The sequence below is a fragment of the Actinomarinicola tropica genome (assembly GCF_009650215.1).
GTDB classification, from domain to species: Bacteria; Actinomycetota; Acidimicrobiia; order Acidimicrobiales; family SKKL01; genus Actinomarinicola; species Actinomarinicola tropica.
On sequence record NZ_CP045851.1, the window covers coordinates 3,155,389 to 3,174,069 of the forward strand.

Sequence of the window (18,681 nt, forward strand, 5' to 3'; positions counted from 1 at the left end):
AGAGGGGACCCGTCCCGCGTACCCGCACCGGACCGGCGCTGAACCACCCTCAGCGTTCCCGCACGACCTCCCGCGCCGGCTTGTCGTCCCGGAGGCCCTGGTAGCGGGGGTGGCGGAGGAGGCCGTCGCCGGTCCACTCCGCGAACCCCACCTGGCAGACGAGGTCGGGCTCGACCCAGTGCACGTCGCGGCGGGGCAGCAGAGGGTGGGGCCGGAACGGCGCGTCCGCACGGGCCCGAGCGCGCAGCTGACGGCCGAGGGCGCGCAGGGTCCTCTCGTCGAAGCCGGTGCCGACCTTCCCGGCGTACACGAGCTCGTCCCCCTCGAAGTGCCCGACGAGGATCGCGCCCAGCTCGCTGCGTGAGCCCCGCGGCTCGGTCCACCCGCCGATGACCAGCTCCTGGCCCGCCTCGCACTTGTGCTTCAGCCAGGCGGTGGACCGGCGCGGCTGGTACGTCGAGTCGATCCGCTTGGCGATGACGCCCTCCCAGCCCTTCGCGCACGCCTCCTCGAAGAGCGCCACCCCGTCACGGCGGTGTGGCGAGAGCCGGATCGGACCTCCGGCGCGCACCGCGGCACGGATGAGCGACTTGCGGCGACGGAGGGGCAGGCCGGTGAGGTCGATGCCGTCGAGGTGCACGATGTCGAAGACGTAGAAGAACACCGGGATGCCCGAGCGGCGCGAGAGCACGGGATCGTGCTGGCCCATCCGCCCCTGGAGTCGCGAGAACGACGTCGTCGGGCCGTCGAACGCCACCACCTCCCCGTCGAGGAGGCAGTCGCTCGCGACCTGGTCGTGGAGCGCGTCGACGATCTCTGGGTACGCGCCGTCGGCCGACTTGTCGGTGCGGGACCGGAGGCGCACGTCGGCGCCCTCGCAGTAGGCGAGGATCCGCTGACCGTCGAGCTTGCGCTCGTACACCCACTCCCCCGTGGCCGGGCCGTCCGGTGCGGTCGGCGCCCTCTTGCTGAGGGTGGCCAGCATGGGGCTGAGGGAGCGGGGCATCGGCGCGGGCCGAAGGCACCTGCGCTCGTCGTCGGTGAGGTCCTCCAGCCAGGTCACGACCCCAGCGTGCCAGGGCCGGACCCGGCCGGAGGGCGACGGCGCCCGCTCGGGCTCAGGGGGCGACCGTGGCCGCCAGCTCGTCGTGGTCCATCTTCGAGCGGCCGGGGATCTGCTGCTCCTTGGCCTTCTCGTCGAGCTCGGCCTTCGTGAGGTCGATCTTGTCGGCGAGCGTCGGCGCGCCGAGCTGCTTCTTCCGCGACTCCAGCTTCTCGGCCATGGAGTCGAGGAACTCGGCGCTCGTCTGCGACCGGACCTCGGGGAACATCTCCGACTCCTCCTCCTCGGCGTGGTGCTCCACGTTCTCGATGAGGACGGTCATCTTGGCGACCCACTCGTCGCTGCCGGGCTCGAGCGCCTTCATCTCCTCCATCAGGACGTCGACGACGTGGTGCTCCTCGATGCCCTCGTCGACGACCTCCTGGAGGTCCTCGGACTCGTCACGCACCTCCGGGTAGAAGATGTCCTCCTCGATGGACGTGTGGACCTCGAGCTCGGTGAAGATCTGCTGGCACAGGTCGGCCATCAGCGCGACGTCCTCGGCCTCCTTGGCCTCCTCGAACCGGGCGAACAACCCGCGCACGCGGTTGTGGTCGGCGGTGAGCAGTGCGAGAGCGTCCATCGTCTCCTCCTGAGGGGGTGTCCGGTCGCGTCGACCGGGTGGCGCCGCCGTCACTACCCCTCGCCCGACGACGGTCAACCCTCGGGGCCAGGCGCTACTCGCGCAGGAAGTCGGGCAGTGGCCGGGCGTGGACGACCGCCAGCCGCTTGGTGGCGCGGGTGAGCGCGACGTACAGCGCGCGGAGGCCCTGTGCCTCGTCCTCGACGATGGCCGCCGGCTCGACGACCACGCTGGCGTCGAGCTCCAGGCCCTTCACGAGGCCGACGGGCACCACGGTGATCTGGGCGTCGAGGCCGTGGCGGGTGGCCCGACCGTGCTCGATGCCGCGGCCGGCGAAGGTGTCGGAGATGGCATCGACCATCGCGAGGGGGCAGATGACCGCGACGCTGCCCTGGCCGACCGCGTCGACCTCCTGGAGGGCGGCATCGACCACGGCGTCGGCCAGCCGGGACGGCTCGTCGACGGCGGCGACGCGAGGCGGGTCGCCGTCCTGGCGGACCGACCGGGGCGGCGTGAGGTCGGGGGCCGCGACCCGCAGGACCCGGGCGGCCATGGCCATGTTCGGGGCCGGGATGCGGTAGCCGACCGTGAGCTCGGCCCGGCGAGGCGGGCGCTTCACGGGCAGCTGCTCGATGACCTCGTCCCAGTCGTCGTGCGCCCACGCACCCGTCGACTGCGCGATGTCGCCGACGATGGTCATCGACCCGTTCAGGGAGCGGCGACCGAGCACGCGCAGCGCCATCGGCGAGAGGTCCTGCGCCTCGTCGACCACGATGTGCCCGTAGGTGCGGACCTCGAGGGGGTCGCCCTTGCGGCGGGGCCCGAGCAGGGAGCGCGCCTCGTCGAGGAGGGGCACGTCGTCGGTGGTCCAGATCACGGCGTCGGCCGCCGTCGACCTCGGTCGGTGCAGCGACCGCCACTCGTCGTCGGAGAGCCCCTCGCCGGTGCGCCGACCACGTGCCTCGCGGCGACGGCGCACGTCGCTCGGCAGCCGTCCGGCGGCGGCGTTGCGGAGCAGCGCCTTGGACCCGAAGAGGTCGTGGAGCAGCTCCGCCGGGGTGAGGAGGGGCCACATCCACTCGAGCGCCTCGCGCATCTCGAGGCTGCCGTGCAGGCGGTCGCGCACGGTGTGGGGCTGGAGGTCCTCGGGACCGCTGGCCGCGAGCGCCTCGTAGACCTGCGACTCGACGAACCGGCGCGCCGGGTTGTGCAGGCGGTACCGCCGCCGGGCCTCGGCGACGATGCGCGCGCTGTCCTCGACCGTCAGCACCAGGCGGGTGAGGCCGAAGCCCACGCGCAGCGGCTCGCGCAGCGCCCGTTCGCGGTCGCGCACCGCCCGGGCGACGACGCCCGTCATCCGCAGGTCGCCCTTCACGCGGGCCGTCAGGCCACGGTCGGAGCCCTGCACCCGCACGTCGTCCACCAGGTCGGCGAGCACGGCGAGCTCGACGCCGGCCTCGCCGAGCGACGGCAGCACCTGCTCGATGTAGCCGAGGAAGAGCCGGTTGGGGCCGACGACGAGGACGCCCTGGCCCTCGAGCGGGAACCGGTGCGTGTAGAGCAGGTAGGCGGCCCGGTGCAGGGCGACGACGGTCTTGCCGGTGCCGGGACCGCCCTGGACGACGAGGATGCCCGGGAGCTCGGAGCGGATGATCTCGTCCTGCTCCGCCTGGATCGTGCCGACGATGTCGCCGAGGCGGCCGGTGCGGGACGTCTCGAGCGCGGCGATGAGGGCGCCGTGCCCGGTGATCGTGGGCCCGTCGCCGTTCACCGCGGCGACGGCGGCGTCGCCGAACAGCTCGTCCTCGATGCCGAGGAGCGTGCGACCCCGGGACGCGAAGTGCCGACGGCGCACGAGCCCGAGCGGCGCGCGCGGCGTGGCCCGGTAGAAGGCCTCCGCGACCGGTGCCCGCCAGTCGACGACGAGCGGCTCGCGCTCGGCGTCCGCCACCGCCACGCGCCCGATGTAGAAGTGGTCGCCTCCGGCCGCGTCCTCGAGGTCGATGCGTCCGAACACCAGCGACGCGTCGCCGACGTGGAGCGCCTGGAGCCGCTGGGCGATGTTGTCGTGGATGACCTCGCGCTCCCAGCGCGCCTGCTCGGTCCCGCCCTTGCCGACCTCGACCATGTCCTTCAGGCGGACGGCGGCGGCGCGACTCGCTTCCAGCGATGCGTACGCCTTGTCGATGTAGGCCTGTTCGGCCTCTAGCTCGGGGTGCGTGGGCGCCATGCTGCTCTTTCGGAGGCCCATGAGGGAGTGGACCAGCCTACCGTCCGCACCGAACATCCCTCACCTCGTGTGGCCGGACCGCGGCCAGGGGAGTGGTCGGACCATGAGCCAGCGAACCGACGACACGGGCCCGCTCCTCGACACCCGTCTGCGGGTGGTGACGTGGAACCTCTGGTGGCGCTTCGGTCCGTGGGAGGAGCGGCAGGCCGCGATCGTCGCCACCCTGCGCCAGCTCGACCCCGACCTCGTCGCCCTCCAGGAGGTCTGGGGACAAGGGGATGAGGAGCAGGCGGCCCGTCTCGCCGCGGCCCTCGGCGGCTACCACCACGTCGCCGCGAGCACCGTCGAGCACGAGGGGGTCCGGTTCGGCAACGCCGTCCTCTCCCGCTGGCCGATCACCTCCCACGAGTGGCGGCCGCTGCCTGCGCCGCCGGACGTGGAGGAGTCCCGCACCGTGCTGCGCGCCGACGTCGACGGACCCCGCGGACCGATCCAGGTGTTCTGCACCCACCTCAACTGGCGCTGGGACCAGAGCGCCGTGCGCCAGGAGCAGGTGAGGGAGATCGCTCGGTTCGTCGCCGACTCCCCACGCCGGACGTTCCCGCCGATCCTGTGCGGGGACCTCAACGCCGCGCCCGAGGCCGACGAGATCCGGATGCTCACCGGGAAGGCCGCCGTCCCCGTCGAGGGCCTCGTGTTCCACGACGCATGGGAGGCCGCCGGCGCGGGCCCCGCCGAGACCGCGTCCCGGGACAACCCCTTCGCCGCCCCCGACCTCGCGGTGGACCGGCGCATCGACTACGTGCTCGTCGGGTGGCCGGCCGAGCGCGGCGCCGGCCTGCCCACGGCCTGCCTCGTCGAGGGCATGCGACCGGTGGACGGCGTGGTGCCCTCCGACCACTACGCCGTCCTCGCCGAGCTGCGCTACTGATCGGCGGGCGCGGCTCCGGCCGCGATGGGGTCGAGGTCGATGGGCGGGGTTAGGTTGGCCGCCGTGACGAGCCGACTGGCCGACTCGGCCTACCTCCGCGCCTGCCGGGGCGAACCCGGCGACAGGGTCCCCGTGTGGTTCCAGCGCCAGGCCGGTCGCTCGCTCCCCGAGTACCGGGCGATCCGGGGCACCGGCTCGATCCTCGACGCCATCGCGCAACCGGATCTGGCCACCGAGATCACGTTGCAGCCCGTGCGCCGCTACGGCGTCGACGCGGCGATCCTCTACTCCGACATCGTCGTGCCCGTGCACGCCATCGGGTTCGGCGTCGACATCAAGCCGGGCGTGGGTCCCGTCGTCGAGCAGCCGTTCCGGTCCGGCGCCGACCTCGAGCGCCTGCGGCCCCTCGACCCCGAGGCCGACACGCCCTACGTGCTCCAGACCGTCCGGAACCTGGTCGGCGAGCTCGACGTGCCCCTGATCGGCTTCGCCGGTGCGCCGTTCACGGTGGCGAGCTACCTGATCGAGGGCGGCCCGAGCCGCAACTACACGGTGACCAAGGCCCTCATGCACGGCGATCCCCAGCTCTTCGGCCGCCTCCTCGACCGGCTCGCCGACCTGGCGATCGCGTCGGTCCGCTCCCAGGTGGAGGCCGGCGCGTCCGCCCTGCAGCTCTTCGACAGCTGGGCGGGTGCGCTGAGCCGCGAGGACTACCGCCGATTCGTGCAGCCCCACACCCGCAAGGTCGTCGACGCCGTCGCCGACCTCGGCGTGCCGCGCGCCCACTTCGGCGTCACCACCGGCGAGCTGCTCGCCGCCATCGCCGAGACCGGTGTCGACGTCGTCGGCGTCGACTGGCGGGTCCCGATCGACGAGGCGCGCCGGCGGATCCCCCGCCCGGTCACGCTCCAGGGCAACCTCGACCCGGGGGTCCTGATGGCCCCGATCGACGTCGTCGAGTCCCAGGTGCGCGCCATCCTCGACCGCAACGCCGGGCACCCGGCGTTCGTGTTCAACCTGGGCCACGGGGTCCTGCCCGAGACCGACCCCGACGTGCTCCACCGCGTGGTCGAGGTCGTCCACGACGAAGGCCGCGCCGACGGACCCGCCGACCCCCGAGGGAGCAGCTGAGCCGATGAGCCCCGACCCGTCCCCGTCCGAGACGCCCCGGCGGGTCGCCGTCGTCGGCGGCGGGGTCGCCGGGCTGACGGCCGCCCGCGACCTGCACCTGGCCGGGCACGAGGTCCACGTGCTCGAGGCCGGTCCCCGCCTCGGCGGCAAGATCCAGACCGGGCCCTTCGCCGACGTCGACCTCGACCTCGGGCCCGACGCCGTCCTCGCCCGCCTGCCGTGGGGCATCGACCTCATGCGCGAGCTCGGCCTCGAGGACCAGCTCGAGCCGCAGCCGCCCGGGTCGGCGTTCATCTGGTCCCGTGGCGCGCTCCACCGCATCCCCGAGGGCAACGTGCTCGGCGTGCCCACCGACCTGGAGGCGCTCGCCGCGTCCGGGGTCGTGTCCCCCGAGGCGGTCGAACGAGCCGCCCTCGACCTGGAGATGCCGGCCGATGCACCCGAGGGCGACGAGTCGGTGGGGTCGCTGATCCGCCGCCGGCTCGGCGACGAGATCCTCGAGCGGCTCGTCGACCCGCTCCTCGGCGGCATCAACGCCGGCGACTCCGATCGCCTGAGCCTCGCCGTCGGCGCGCCGCAGATCGCGGGGGTCGTGCACCGGCACGCGAGCCTCATCGAGGCGCTGCGCGCCCAGCGGGCCGCTGCGCCCACCCCCGATCCGTCCGCCCCGCCGGCGCCGGTCTTCTACACGCTCCGCCACGGGCTCGGGCAGCTGGTCGAGGCGCTCGGCGCGGCGCTGGAGGACGCCGACGTCCGCACCTCGTCCCCGGTCGCGTCGATCGAGCGAGCCGGCGACGCGTGGGTGGTGACGACGGAGGGCGCCGACGCGCTGGAGGTCGACCGGGTCGTCGTCGCGACACCCGCCTTCGTGACCGCCGACCTGCTCCGCCCCACCGCGCCGTCCACCGCCGACCAGCTGGCAGCGATCGAGTACTCCTCGGTCGCCCTCGTCGCGCTCGCCTTCCCCGACGACGCCGCCGGGCGACCGCTCGACGGCACCGGCTACCTCGTCCCCCGGGTCGAGGGCCTGCTCCTCACGGCCGCGTCGTGGGCGAGCAGCAAGTGGCCGCACCTCTCACGGCCCGGGCGGTTCATCGTGCGAGCCTCCGCCGGCCGCCTCGGCGACGAGCGGGCGATGGAGATGGACGACGACGCGCTGGTCGCCGCGATCCTCGACGACCTCCGCACGACGATGGACCTGGCCGGCGAGCCGAGCGAGGTGCGCGTCACCCGCTGGCCGCGGGCCTTCCCGCAGTACACGCCGGGACACCTCGAGCGGGTCGACGCCATCGACGCCACGCTCGCCCGCGAGGCGCCGGGCATCGCGCTCGCCGGCGCGGCCTACCGCGGGGTCGGCATCCCGGCCTGCATCAACTCCGGCCACCAGGCGGCGGCCGAGGTCGCCTGACCTCGCTCAGGCCGCGTCGCGTGCCCGGGCCCGGCGGATGAGCAGGTAGGCGGCGACAGCCACGGCCAGGCAGGCGACCATGGCGACGACGATCGGCGCGGCGTCGGACCCCTCGTCGGACTGGTCGACGATCTGGCCGGACCCCTCCTCGGCGGTCCCCGAGGGGACGTTGACCGAGGTCGTGGTGGGCCCCTCCTCCCCAGCGGTCGTCGTGGTCTCGGCCGGTGCGGCCGCTTCCGCGGTCACCTGCACCGACGCGGTGGCCGGCGGCTCGGTCGACACCACGGCGAGGTTCCACGTGCCCGCCGCGGGCAGCTCCACCCGCGCCGTGTAGACGCCGGGGGCGTCGCCCGGCTCCAGCGTGTCGGACAGGACGGCGCTGTCGCCGCCGGCGACGGCCTCGACGGTGACCGGGCCGAGCTCCTCGGGCTCGACGGCGTGGCCGTCGGCGACGTAGGTGATGCGCACCGGGAACGTGACCTCCAGCCCGGGCCCGACCTCCGGCTCCCCCACCTCGATCGCCCCCTCGCCGCCGTGGGCCTGCGCCGCGCCCGCCGGGACCAGCAGCACGACCACCAGCACGGCCAGCGCCGCACCGACCCGCCGAGCCGTCCCCGCCGGAACCGTCCTCGTGCTCTTCACCGTGCATCTCCTCGTGGCGTCGTGACGGCGGCGACGCTACCGGCCGGCCGATGCCGGCACGGTGCATCCGATCCGCCATCATGTGGCCATGCGCCTCGCCCCGACCCGCCGACTCGCCGCCGTCGTGGCGTGCGCGGGTGCGCTCGTGGCCGGTGGCTGCACCTCGGCGGTGATCGAGGACGGCGCCGCCGATGCCGCCTTCGACGAGGCGCCGGCGGCCACCTCGAGCACCACGGCCGTGCCGCTCCTCGACCACGGCCTCGACGTCGAGATCGAGCGCGCCACCGCCGCGCCCGGCCTCCCGGTCCCCGAGCCCCTCCCGACCGACCCCTACGCCGCGACGCCCGAGGTGGTGCTCGGCCGCGTGTCGATCCCCGCGATCGGGCTCGACGACGAGCTCCACGTCGGCATGACCCTGACCGCGATCAACCGGGGGCCGAGCCACTGGCCCGGCACGGCGCTCCCGGGTCAGGTCGGCAACATGGTCCTCGCCGGGCACCGCACCACCTACAGCCGCCCGTTCCTCGACCTCGACCTCGTCGTCCCGGGCGACGAGATGGTCGTCGAGACCACCGACGGCGAGCGCCACGTCTACGTGGCGATCCACACCGAGGTCGTGCCCGAGGACGCGGTCTGGATCGCCGACCAGACGCCCGAGCGCACGGCGACGACCTTCGCCTGCCACCCCAAGGGGTCCGCACGTGAGCGGATCGTCGTGCGGTGGCGGCTCGTCGAGCCGGCCGGCGCACCGGTCGCCCCACCCGCGTGAGCGAGCGCACGCCGGTCGTCGCCGCCGGGTGCATCGCCGCCGGGGTGTGCCTCGTCGCCGCCATCCCCCCGTGGGGCTGGTGGCCGCTCGCCGTCGTCGGGATCGCGCTGCTCGACCTCCTCGTCGCCGACCAACCCGCCCCGCGCCGGTTCCGCCGGACGTGGCTGACCTGCGCCGTCTGGCTCGGGATCGGCATGGTCTGGATGTGGGACCTCACGCCGCCGGGCTACGTCGTGGCCACGGTCGTCTTCGCCGCGTACTTCGCCGTGGCGGTCGCGGTGTCGCCCGGGGGGCGGGCCCGGCGACTCGCCCTGCCCGCCGCGTTCGTCCTCGCCGAGGCGGTCAGGTGGGCGTGGCCCTTCGGCGGCGTCCCGCTGGCGACGATCCCCCACGGGCAGGTGGCCGGGGTGCTCGGGCCCGTCGTGCGGGTCGCGGGGCCGCTGCTCCTCGTCGCGCTGACCGTCGTCGTCGGCCAGGCGCTGGCCGCGGCGTGGCAGCGCCACGTGCGCGACGCCGCGGCGGGGTCGGCCGTCGTGCTCGTCGTGGTGCTGCTCGCCGGCGTCGCCCCGACGGGCGAGGCGGTCGAGGAGCTGCGCGTCGCGGTCGTCCAGGGCGGCGGCCCCCAGCGGACCCGGGCCGCGCCGGAGGACCGCCAGATCGTCTTCGGCCGCCACCTCGAGGCCTCCGAGGACATCGAGGGGCCGGTCGACCTCATCGTGTGGCCGGAGAACGTGGTGCACATCGGGCTGGGCGAGGACGGGTCGCCCGGCGTCTTCGAGGAGTCGCCCGAGGCGGCGCTGCTCGGGGAGCTGGCGCGTCGCCACGACGCCACCGTCGTCGTGGGGGTGATCGAGTCGCTCGACGCCCGCAGCTTCGCCAACACGGCGTTCGTGATCGACCCGTCGGGCGAGGTCATCGACCGCTACGACAAGGTGCGGCGGGTGCCGTTCGGCGAGATGGTGCCCCTGCGCGACCTCGTCGAGCGGTTCTCCGGGTCCGTCCCGGGCAAGGACGCCCGGATCGGCACCGAGCCCGGGGTCGTCGCCACGCCGGTCGGCGACCTCGCCGTCGCGATCTCGTGGGAGGTGTTCTTCACCGGGCGCGTGCGCGAGGGGGTGCAGCTCGGTGGCGATGCGGTGATCAACCCCACCAACGGGTCGTCGTACTGGTTGACGATCGTGCAGAGCCAGCAGGTCGCGTCGTCGCGGCTCCGAGCCCTGGAGACGGACCGGTGGGTGATCCAGGCCGCGCCGACCGGGTTCTCTGGGCTGATCGCCCCGGACGGGACGGTCGTCGAGCGGACGGGGGTGAGCGAGCGCCGGGTCGTGCACGGCACGATCGAGCGTCGCGAGGGGCTGACGTGGGCCACCCGCCTCGGCGACGCCCCGATGGTGGTCGTGGCGCTGGTGGCCCTGGCGGTGGCGTGGGGGCTGTCGCCCCGCCGATCAACCGAGGTCGATCGTTCGGTCGAGGTGCACTGACTCGAGCATCCGCCGGTCGTGGGTGACGAGGAGCAGCGTGCCGTCGTAGGCGTCGAGCGCCGTCTCGAGCTGCTCGATGGCGTCGAGGTCGAGGTGGTTCGTCGGCTCGTCGAGGACGAGGAGGTTCGTCCCCGCCGCCATCAGGCCGGCGAGGACGACGCGGGTGCGCTCGCCGGGCGAGAGCTGGTCCACCCGCCGGCCCACGTGGTCGGCGCCGAGACCGAACTTGGCGAGGAGCGAGCGGCCCTCGGAGGTCGGGAGCCCGGTGCGGCCGAGGAAGGCGTCGAGGAGCACGGGCGGCGTGCCGTCGCCACCCGCATCGCCACCGGCCGCCGCCTCGAGGCGCTGCTGGTCGAGCTCGCCGACGACCACGCCGGGGCCCATCCACCTCTCCCCGGTCGCGAGCGGCAGGTCGCCGAGGAGCGCCCGGAGGAGGGTGGTCTTGCCGCTGCCGTTGGGGCCGAGGATCGCGACCCGGTCCTGCCAGCCGATCTCGACGTCGATCGGCCCGAGACGGAAGGTGCCCCGTTCGACGACCGCGCGGTCGAGGCGGACGACGACGTCGCCGGCGCGCTGGGTCGGGGCGAGGCTCATGTGGAGCTGCCACCCCTCCCACGGCTTGTCGACGGCATCGAGGCGGTCGATGGCCCGCTGCGTGGCCTTGACCTTCGACGCCTGGTTCTCGCTCGTCTGGGTCCGGTGGTGGCGGATGAACTTGTCGGTCTCGCCGGACCGCTTCACCCGTCCGACGCCCTTGTCGGACCACGCCCGCTGGGTGCGTTGGCGCTCGAGGAGGCGCGACCGCTCGGTCACGTACGCGTCGTGGGCCTCGTACTGCTGGCGGCGGGCCAGGTCACGGGCGGCGACGAACTCGGTCCACCCGCCGGCGTACTCGGTGGCGCGGTGGGAGTGCTCGTGGATCTCGACGATGCGGGTGACGACGCGATCGAGGAAGGCACGGTCGTGGCTGACGACGACCAGGCCGGCGTCGGTGCGGGTGAGGAAGGACTCGAGGAGGTCGAGTCCGGCGAAGTCGAGGTCGTTCGTCGGCTCGTCGAGGAGGAGGACGTCGAAGCGGCTGAGGACGATGGCCGCGAGCGCGGCCCGGGCGGCCTGGCCGCCGCTCAGGGCGCCGACCTCCACCCCGAGGCGGTCGGGCGGGAGGCCGAGCTCGGCGCACACGGTGGCCGCACGGGCCTCGAGGTCGGCGGCGCCGAGCGCCACCACCTCGTCGAGCGCAGCGGCGTACTCGTCGTCGGCGTCAGGCGCGCCGTCGGCCAGACGCTGGGTCGCCCGTGCCAGGCGGTGCTCGGCGGCGCTGACCCCGGTGCGTCGGAAGAGGTAGGCCATGAGCGTCTCGCCGGGGCGAGCGTCGGGCTCCTGGGGCAGGTGGCCGACCGTCGTGGTGGCCGGTGCCCGTCGCACCCGTCCGGCGTCGGGGGCCTCGTCGCCGGCGAGGATGCGCAGCAGGGTCGACTTGCCGACGCCGTTGGGGCCGACGATGCCGATGCGGCTGCCCCGGTCGACCGACAGCGACACGTCGGCGAGGATCGTCTGGCCCCCGTGGTGGCGACCGATCCCCGAGGCGTGCAGCACCCGGCGGACCCTACCGGCCCCATACGCGCCGATTCGACGCCGATTCGGCGCGGATGGGGCGGGTGGGGTCAGAGCTCGAGGAGGAGGGTGACCGGGCCGTCGTTCACCAGGGACACGGCCATGTCGGCGCCGAAGCGGCCCGTGGCGACGCGGGCGCCCAGAGCACGCAGTTCGTCGACGACAGCGGCGACGAGGGGCTCGGCCTGCTCGGGACGGGCGGCGGCGACCCAGCTCGGTCGGCGCCCCTTGCGGGTGTCGCCGTAGAGGGTGAACTGGCTCACCACCAGCACCTCGCCGCCGACGTCGGCCGCCGACAGGTTCATCACGCCCTGCTCGTCGTCGAAGATCCGCAACGTCCAGAGCTTCGAGGCCAACGTGGCGGCGACGGCCCCGTCGTCGGTGTGGGTCACCCCGACGAGCACGCAGAGACCCGGCCCGATGCGACCCAGCTCCTCGCCGCCGACGGTGACCGCCGCCTCGCTGACCCGCTGCACCAGTGCTCGCATCGCCCGGCGACAGTACAGAGCGCGGCGCCGAAAACCGAGAAGCGGCTGCCCGCAGGCAGCCGTCTCTCTGACAGAAGGGAGCGGGAGTCCAAGCCGCTACCTCGATGTTGGGGCCCTCCGGGGAGCGCCCTGTACCTGTACGACGCACGGCGGCGGCCGGAAGTCGCGCAGCAGGCCACGAATGAGCCGTCCGACCTACTGTGCCCCGATCGCCGCCCCCGCATGCCCCGGGCGGCCGCACGTCACTCGGGCAGCACCCGGGGACCGGCGGCCAGCACCGCGGAGTTCGCCAGGTGGCGATGAGCGCCGGCGTCCTCTCGCACCTCCACCGTGGCGGGGTGGAGCCCGGCGACGACGCCCGTCACCGTCCCCTCGGGCAGCGGGATCTCCACCCGGTCACCGGTGCGGAGCACCCGCACCAGGTACCGGCCGGCCGCCACCTCCGCCGCCACGCCCCGGCCGCCGAAACCGACGATCATCGCCGCGGCCGCGGCGAGACCGAACAGCAGGGCGCCCCCGGTGATCTGCAAGAGCGTCGTGTTGACCCCGACCTGGGCGAGGGCGATCACGATCGCCGCCGCGGTCACGAGGGCCCGCACACCGGTCGCCGCCTGGGCCCGCGCCCGCACCGACGACGCGGCGAGCGACTCGCTCACCACGCTGCCCGCCGCCAGGGCGATCGCCCGGCCGGCCACGAGGACCAGCCCGGCGGTGAGGTAGCGGGGCAGAACGTCGACCAACCGGGACGGCACGTCCTCGAACGAGTCGCGGTTCAGCACGGAGATCGCGACGAGGATCCCCGCCACGGTGAAGAAGATGAAGCACGAGATCGCCATCGCCCGGGCGGAGTCCCGGTAGACGGGGTCGTCCCGCCGCCCGCTCGTCAGCACCCGGTGGAGCAGCCCGGCGCCGGCCAGCCCGGCCATCACGCCGATCGCCACGGCGCCGATCGCCACCACCCACACGTCGTCCATCACGTCGCTCCCCGGTCGTCCTCGGCATCATCGTCGCCCGCCGCCGCGGAGGGAACGACCCTCCGGGCCAGTGCGTCCTCGTCCACGAGGGCATCGAGCGTCCGCCAGGGCAGCGTGAACAGCTCGACGAGGGTCGACACCGCCTCCTGGGCACCGAGCCGCAGGCGGACCCGGTCGGTCGTGCGTGGAGCCAGGTCGTCCGGCGGCGCGGTGACGGTCGCCAGCTCGGACCGCACGGTGGCATCGAGGTCGCTCAGCGCGTCGACGCGCTCGAGGCACGCCGCGCACCCCTCCAGGTGCCGCTCGACGCGGCTCGGCCGCCCCGTCTCCAGCCAGCCGACGATCGTCTCGTCGCTCGGGTGCTCGCTCATCGCCTCCACTCCTCCATCGCCCCCTGCAGGACCCGCCGGGCGCGGAACAACCGCGTCTTCACCGTCGGCAGGGGGATCTCCAGCACCTCGGCGATGTCCTCGTAGGTCATCCCCGACAGCTCCCTCATCACCACGACCGAGCGCGACGTCTCGTCCAGGTCGGCCATCGCCTCCCAGAGGGCCTCCATCGCCACCTTGTCGGTGGCCGACTGCCCGGTGCCCGCCCCCGTCGTCGCCACCCCGACCAGGTCGTCGGGGGTCGTGGGGTCGTCGCGCCGGGTGCGCAGCAGCGAGATCGCGGTGTTGCGCGCCACCTTCAGCAGCCACGCCTTCGGGATCTCGCCCCCGTCGAAGTCGGGCAGGGCCCGCCACGCCTTCACCATCGTCTCCTGTACGACGTCGTCGGCGAGCGAAGAGTCGCGCACGACCGAGCGCGCCAGCCGGTAGACGGCGTCGCCGTGGGCGTCGAGCAGGTCGGCCAGCGCCGCCTCCTGCGCGGCGCGGGAGGACCGGCCGCGGTCGCCCGTCCGGGGCCGCTGGCGGGTGCTGCCACGCGTGGGGTCCAGCTCCGGCGGGATGCGCCGCTCCCTCGTTCGTCCGACGACCCGCACCCTAGGTCGCGGTCCTACTTGACCGGCGTACAACAGCCATGGAGGCTGTACGCCTCATGTCGGCCCCTGACCAGCCCCTCCGCATCGCGCTGCTCGCCTACCGGGGCAAGCCCCACGTGGGCGGCCAGGGCGTCTACATCCGCCACTTGTCGAAGGCGCTCGCCGACCTCGGCCACCACGTCGAGGTCCTCGGCGGCCAGCCCTTCCCGGTGCTCGACGAGCGCGTCCCGCTCGTCGAGCTGCCGAGCCTCGACATCTACAACGACCACTTCCCGATGCGGATGCCCGGCATCTGGGAGCTGAAGACGCTCGGCGACGTGGTCGAGGTGGCCGCCTTCTCGAGCGGCACGTTCCCCGAGCCGCTGGCGTTCACGGTCCGGGCCGCCCAGCACCTGCGTCGACGGATCGGCGAGTTCGACCTCGTCCACGACAACCAGTCGCTCGGCTACGGGCTGCTCGCGGTCGAGAAGATGGGTCTGCCGGTCCTCGGCACGATCCACCACCCGATCACCGTCGACCGCCGCCTCGAGATGGAGCACGCCGCCACCCCGTGGCAGCGCTTCTCGAAGGGCCGCTGGTACGCGTTCACCAAGATGCAGACCCGCGTCGCCTCCCGGCTCACCCGCGTCATCACGGTCTCGGAGAACTCCCTCGGCGACATCCACCGGGACCACCAGGTCCCGCTCGAGCGGCTGCACGTGGTCCCCGTCGGCGTCGATCCCGACCTCTTCAAGCCCCTCCCCCACGTCGAGCGCCGCCCGGGCCGCCTCATCACCACCGCGTCGGCCGACGTGACCATGAAGGGCCTGCGCTACCTGCTCGAGGCCCTGGCCAAGCTGCGCGCCGAGCGCGACGTCGACCTCGTCGTCATCGGCCGGCCGAAGCCGGGCGGCCCGTCGGCCCAGACGATCGACGAGCTGGGGCTCACCGACCACGTCGAGTTCGTGACCGGCGTGCCCGACGAGCGCATCGTCGAGCTGTACGCCGAGGCCGAGCTCGCGGTCGTGCCGTCGCTGTACGAGGGCTTCTCGCTCCCCGCCATCGAGGCGATGAGCTGCGGCGTCCCCCTCGTCGCCACCACGGGCGGGGCGCTGCCCGAGGTCACCGGGGCCGCCGGGGAGACGTGCTTCCAGGTCCCGCCCGGCGACGCCGCCGCGCTGGCCCACGAGATCGCGACCGCGCTCGACGACCCCGCGGCCCGGGCGCGCATCGGCGCCGCCGGCCGTGAGCGGGTCATCGAGCGGTGGAGCTGGCGGCACACCGCCGAGCAGACCGTCGAGCAGTACCGGGCGCTCCTCGACGAGTGGCCCGAGGCCAGCCCGTTCCTCGGCCGCCGCCAGACCCGGAGCTGAGCCGTGCTCACCGTCGACTACGACCGCCTCGGCCTCGCCCCGGGCGAGCGGCTCCTCGACCTCGGCGCCGGCTTCGGCCGCCACGCCTTCGAGGGCCTGCGCCGGGGCGCCACGGTCGTGGCGTTCGACTACGCCCTCGACGAGCTCCGCCAGGTCGAGCAGCTGTTCGCCGCCATGGTGGCGGAGGGCGAGGCGCCGGTCGGCGCGTCCGGAGCCAGCGTCCGCGGCGACGCCCACCGGCTGCCGTTCCCCGACGGCGCGTTCGACCGCATCATCGCCTCCGAGGTGCTCGAGCACCTGCCCGACGACGGCACCGCCCTCCGCGAGCTGGCCCGGGTGCTGCGCCCCGGCGGCACGATCGCCGTGACCGTCCCCGCCCGCCTGTCGGAGACGATCTGCTGGAAGCTGTCCGAGGAGTACCACGCCCCGTTCGTCGAGGGCGGCCACCTGCGCATCTACACCGAGTCCGGGATGCGACAGCTGATGGCCGACGCCGGGCTCGAGCCCACCGGCTCGCACAAGGCCCACGCCCTGCACGCGCCCTACTGGTGGCTGAAGTGCGCGGTCGGACCGACCAACGACGAGAACCCGCTCGTGAAGGCGTACCACCGCCTGCTCGTGTGGGACATCACCGACCAGCCGGCGGTCACCCGGGTCGCCGAGCGGCTCCTCAACCCGGTCATCGGCAAGAGCGTCGCCATCTACGCCCGCAAGCCCGTGGAGAGCGCGCGCCGTGCCGCCTGAGGAGATCACCCCGCCCCGCGTCGACGGCGTCGTCACCGCCGACGAGGTGCGCGCCACGGCCGCCGGCATCGCCGAGTGGCAGCTGCCGAACGGGATGATCCCGTGGTTCCCCGGGGGCCACGCCGACGCGTGGAACCACACCGAGGCCGCGATGGCCCTCGCCCGCACCGGGTTCGTCGCCGAGGCCGAGCGGGCCTACGAGTGGCTCCGGTCCACCCAGCGCCCCGACGGCGCCTGGCACCAGTACTACCTCGCCGACTCGATCGAGCAGGACAAGCTCGACGCCAACACGTGCGCCTACGTCGCCGCCGGCGTCCTGCACCACTGGCTCCTCACCCGCGACCGTGGCTTCCTCGAGACCATGTGGGAGGTCGTCGAGCCGGCGATCGACTTCGTCCTCGACCTCCAGACGCCACGCGGCGAGATCACCTGGGCCCGGCACGCCGACGGCACCCCCTGGTCGTTCGCGCTGCTCACCGGCTCGTCGTCGATCTGCCACAGCCTGCGCTGCGCGGTGACCCTGGCCGAGGAGCTCGGCCACGAGCGGCCCGACTGGGAGCTCTCGGCCGCCCAGCTCGCCCACGTGATCGAGCACGAACCCGACGCCTTCGCCCCCAAGCACCGCTGGGCCATGGACTGGTACTACCCGGTGCTCGCCGGCGTGCTGACCGGCGAGCGGGGCCGCGAGCACCTCGCCGCGCGCTACGACACGTTCGTCATGCCCGAGCGCGGCATCCGCTGCGTGTCCGACCGGCCCTGGGTGACCGTGGCCGAGACCTGCGAGTGCACGCTCGCCCACCTCGCGGTCGGCGAGACCGAGAAGGCTCTCGAGATGTTCTCGTGGACCCGCCCGCAGCGCACCGACGACGGTCGCTACTGGACGGGCGTCGTGTACCCCCAGCAGGACACGTTCCCCACCGGCGAACGGAGCACCTACACCGCGGCGGCGGTCGTCCTCGCCGCCGATGCGCTCGACGGCACGGCACCGACCGCCGGCCTCTTCACCGACGGGGCGAGCGTGGCGCCGCTGGTCGACTTCGACCCCGCCTCACGCGACCTCGACGCCGAGGTGCGCGACCCGCGCTGAGGGTCGGCCCGCTAGGTGCCGTCGCCGATCCGGCGCAGGACCCGCAGCGACCCCGTGGCACCGATCTCCTCGAACGCCCCCGAGCCGAGCGCACGCAGGTAGATCTCGTAGGGGGGACGTCCGCCGTCGGCGGGGTCGGGGAACACGTCGTGGATGGCGAGCACGCCGCCGACCCGCACGTGGGGCACCCAGGTCTCGTAGTCGCGGTGAGCGGGTTCGGGCCCGTGGCCCCCGTCGATGAAGAGGAAGCCGAGCGGCGTCGTCCAGAACCGACCGAGCGTAGGTGAATCCGCCACCACTGCGATCACGACGTCCTCGAGCCCGGCGTCGTGCACGGTGCGACGGAACCGGGGCAGCGTGTCCATCCGCCCGACCGCCGGATCGACGAGGTCCGGCTCGTGGTGCTCCCACCCGGCCTGGTTCTCCTCCGAGCCGCGGTGGTGGTCGACCGCGAACAGGACCGTGCCGAGCTCGCGCGCCGCGGCGCCGAGGTAGATCGCCGACTTGCCGCAGTAGCTGCCGATCTCCATCAGGGGCCCGGCTGCGGCGTCGACCGCGGCGTCGTGGAGGGCCAGCCCCTCGTCGGGTGGCATGAAGCCCCGCGCCGCCTCGGCGGCGGCGCGCAGCGCGGGTACGAGCTCAGCCACCGTGGGCGGTGGACGCCTCGTCGGAGGGCACGGCCTCGACGACGACCTCGGAACCGTCCTCGTCGTGGGCGAACATCAGCTTGTCGAGGTACAGGTACTTGCCCACCCAGAGCAGCCCGAACGAGCCGATGTTGGCGGCGCGGATCGCCAGGTGGTGCTCGGTGTAGCGGCCGACGAACGCCACCACGGCCGTCGAGAGCAGCAGGCCGAGCAGGGAGATGCCCCAGAACGGGAGGACCTCCCGCCGCATGCTGTGGCGGCCCGACTTGGCCCACACCCACTGCCGGTTGAGGAGGTAGGCGGGGATGGAGGCCAGGCTGACCGAGACGAAGTTCGACCACGCCGGCGTCCAGTCGAGCACCTGGAGGGTGATCGACAGCAGGATCTGGGTCACGACGATGCCGACGACCGAGACGCTCGCGTACTTCAGTGCGCGCATCCCGTGGGCGCGATGGAGGTCACGCAGCCGTTGCATCGACGTCATACCCATCACGATCGGAGCGTACCGGTCCCGAG

The 18,681-nt window shown here is 73.9% G+C and carries 19 protein-coding genes; 8 read left to right on the top strand and 11 right to left on the bottom strand.

Annotation, left to right across the window (positions count from 1 at the left end; all coding sequences use genetic code 11):
- Positions 1-49: 49 nt before the first annotated feature.
- From ligD to GH723_RS15420, 3 genes are all read right to left on the bottom strand, one after another.
- Positions 50-1,063, bottom strand: a complete 1,014-nt coding sequence (ligD, locus tag GH723_RS15410; RefSeq protein ID WP_229022874.1) for a non-homologous end-joining DNA ligase — start codon at positions 1,061-1,063, stop codon at positions 50-52.
- Positions 1,064-1,118: 55 nt separating this feature from the next.
- Positions 1,119-1,685, bottom strand: a complete 567-nt coding sequence (locus tag GH723_RS15415) for a hemerythrin domain-containing protein (RefSeq protein ID WP_153760478.1) — start codon at positions 1,683-1,685, stop codon at positions 1,119-1,121.
- 94 nt (positions 1,686-1,779) lie between these two features.
- Complete coding sequence (locus tag GH723_RS15420; protein ID WP_195210358.1) at positions 1,780-3,915, bottom strand: HelD family protein; 2,136 nt, start codon at positions 3,913-3,915, stop codon at positions 1,780-1,782.
- 103 nt (positions 3,916-4,018) lie between these two features.
- On the opposite strand from GH723_RS15420, the gene GH723_RS15425 reads away from it, so the two are divergent.
- The 3 genes from GH723_RS15425 to hemG are packed head-to-tail and all read left to right on the top strand — an operon-like array spanning position 4,019 to position 7,385.
- Positions 4,019-4,846: an endonuclease/exonuclease/phosphatase family protein gene (locus tag GH723_RS15425; RefSeq protein ID WP_229022875.1), complete on the top strand. Its 828-nt coding sequence runs from the start codon at positions 4,019-4,021 to the stop codon at positions 4,844-4,846.
- A 39-nt stretch (positions 4,847-4,885) separates the two neighbouring features.
- Entirely contained in the window at positions 4,886-5,977 is a 1,092-nt protein-coding gene (hemE, locus tag GH723_RS15430; RefSeq protein ID WP_153760480.1) for a uroporphyrinogen decarboxylase, read from the top strand.
- 4 nt (positions 5,978-5,981) lie between these two features.
- Positions 5,982-7,385 carry a protoporphyrinogen oxidase gene (gene hemG, locus GH723_RS15435; RefSeq protein ID WP_153760481.1) on the top strand — a complete coding sequence of 468 codons (1,404 nt, stop codon included), beginning with the start codon at positions 5,982-5,984 and terminating at the stop codon, positions 7,383-7,385.
- A gap of 6 nt (positions 7,386-7,391) precedes the next feature.
- Here the strand turns inward: hemG and GH723_RS15440 are convergent, their stop codons facing one another.
- Positions 7,392-8,027 (bottom strand): hypothetical protein, encoded by a 636-nt coding sequence (locus tag GH723_RS15440; RefSeq protein WP_153760482.1) that lies wholly within the window; start codon positions 8,025-8,027, stop codon positions 7,392-7,394.
- Positions 8,028-8,115: 88 nt separating this feature from the next.
- On the opposite strand from GH723_RS15440, the gene GH723_RS15445 reads away from it, so the two are divergent.
- Both GH723_RS15445 and lnt read left to right on the top strand, forming a co-directional pair.
- A complete protein-coding gene (locus GH723_RS15445) occupies positions 8,116-8,796 on the top strand; it encodes a sortase (RefSeq protein ID WP_153760483.1) in 681 nt (226 codons plus the stop codon).
- Complete coding sequence (gene lnt / locus GH723_RS15450; protein WP_153760484.1) at positions 8,748-10,277, top strand: apolipoprotein N-acyltransferase; 1,530 nt, start codon at positions 8,748-8,750, stop codon at positions 10,275-10,277. Before GH723_RS15445 ends, lnt begins: the two co-directional genes overlap by 49 nt.
- Here the strand turns inward: lnt and GH723_RS15455 are convergent.
- The 5 genes from GH723_RS15455 to GH723_RS15475 all read right to left on the bottom strand — a co-directional run bounded on the left by GH723_RS15455 (position 10,242) and on the right by GH723_RS15475 (position 14,335).
- Positions 10,242-11,873, bottom strand: coding sequence for an ABC-F family ATP-binding cassette domain-containing protein (locus GH723_RS15455; protein ID WP_153760485.1), 1,632 nt, complete (start codon positions 11,871-11,873; stop codon positions 10,242-10,244). The genes lnt and GH723_RS15455 overlap by 36 nt on opposite strands.
- Positions 11,874-11,941: 68 nt before the next feature.
- The gene (dtd, locus tag GH723_RS15460; RefSeq protein WP_153760486.1) at positions 11,942-12,379 is read right to left on the bottom strand and encodes a D-aminoacyl-tRNA deacylase; all 438 of its coding nucleotides are present in this window, start codon (positions 12,377-12,379) and stop codon (positions 11,942-11,944) included.
- Between the two features lie 242 nt (positions 12,380-12,621).
- Complete coding sequence (locus GH723_RS15465; RefSeq protein ID WP_153760487.1) at positions 12,622-13,353, bottom strand: hypothetical protein; 732 nt, start codon at positions 13,351-13,353, stop codon at positions 12,622-12,624.
- Positions 13,353-13,724, bottom strand: coding sequence for an anti-sigma factor family protein (locus tag GH723_RS15470; RefSeq protein WP_153760488.1), 372 nt, complete (start codon positions 13,722-13,724; stop codon positions 13,353-13,355). Before GH723_RS15470 ends, GH723_RS15465 begins: the two co-directional genes overlap by 1 nt.
- Positions 13,721-14,335, bottom strand: a complete 615-nt coding sequence (locus GH723_RS15475) for an RNA polymerase sigma factor (protein WP_195210359.1) — start codon at positions 14,333-14,335, stop codon at positions 13,721-13,723. Before GH723_RS15475 ends, GH723_RS15470 begins: the two co-directional genes overlap by 4 nt.
- Positions 14,336-14,391: 56 nt before the next feature.
- Between GH723_RS15475 and GH723_RS15480 the strand changes: the two genes are divergently transcribed.
- From GH723_RS15480 to GH723_RS15490, 3 genes are read left to right on the top strand one after another with little or no spacing between them, the layout of a single operon-like run.
- Positions 14,392-15,687 (top strand): glycosyltransferase family 4 protein, encoded by a 1,296-nt coding sequence (locus GH723_RS15480; RefSeq protein WP_153760490.1) that lies wholly within the window; start codon positions 14,392-14,394, stop codon positions 15,685-15,687.
- A 3-nt stretch (positions 15,688-15,690) separates the two neighbouring features.
- Positions 15,691-16,431, top strand: a complete 741-nt coding sequence (locus GH723_RS15485) for a class I SAM-dependent methyltransferase (protein ID WP_153760491.1) — start codon at positions 15,691-15,693, stop codon at positions 16,429-16,431.
- Entirely contained in the window at positions 16,421-17,518 is a 1,098-nt protein-coding gene (locus GH723_RS15490; RefSeq protein WP_153760492.1) for a prenyltransferase/squalene oxidase repeat-containing protein, read from the top strand. The genes GH723_RS15485 and GH723_RS15490 overlap by 11 nt, the downstream gene beginning before the upstream one ends.
- A gap of 11 nt (positions 17,519-17,529) precedes the next feature.
- On the opposite strand, the gene GH723_RS15495 is transcribed toward GH723_RS15490, so the two are convergent.
- The gene (locus GH723_RS15495) at positions 17,530-18,111 is read right to left on the bottom strand and encodes a class I SAM-dependent methyltransferase (RefSeq protein ID WP_153761252.1); all 582 of its coding nucleotides are present in this window, start codon (positions 18,109-18,111) and stop codon (positions 17,530-17,532) included.
- Positions 18,112-18,157: 46 nt separating this feature from the next.
- Entirely contained in the window at positions 18,158-18,649 is a 492-nt protein-coding gene (locus GH723_RS15500; protein ID WP_195210360.1) for a GtrA family protein, read from the bottom strand.
- Positions 18,650-18,681: the final 32 nt, after the last annotated feature.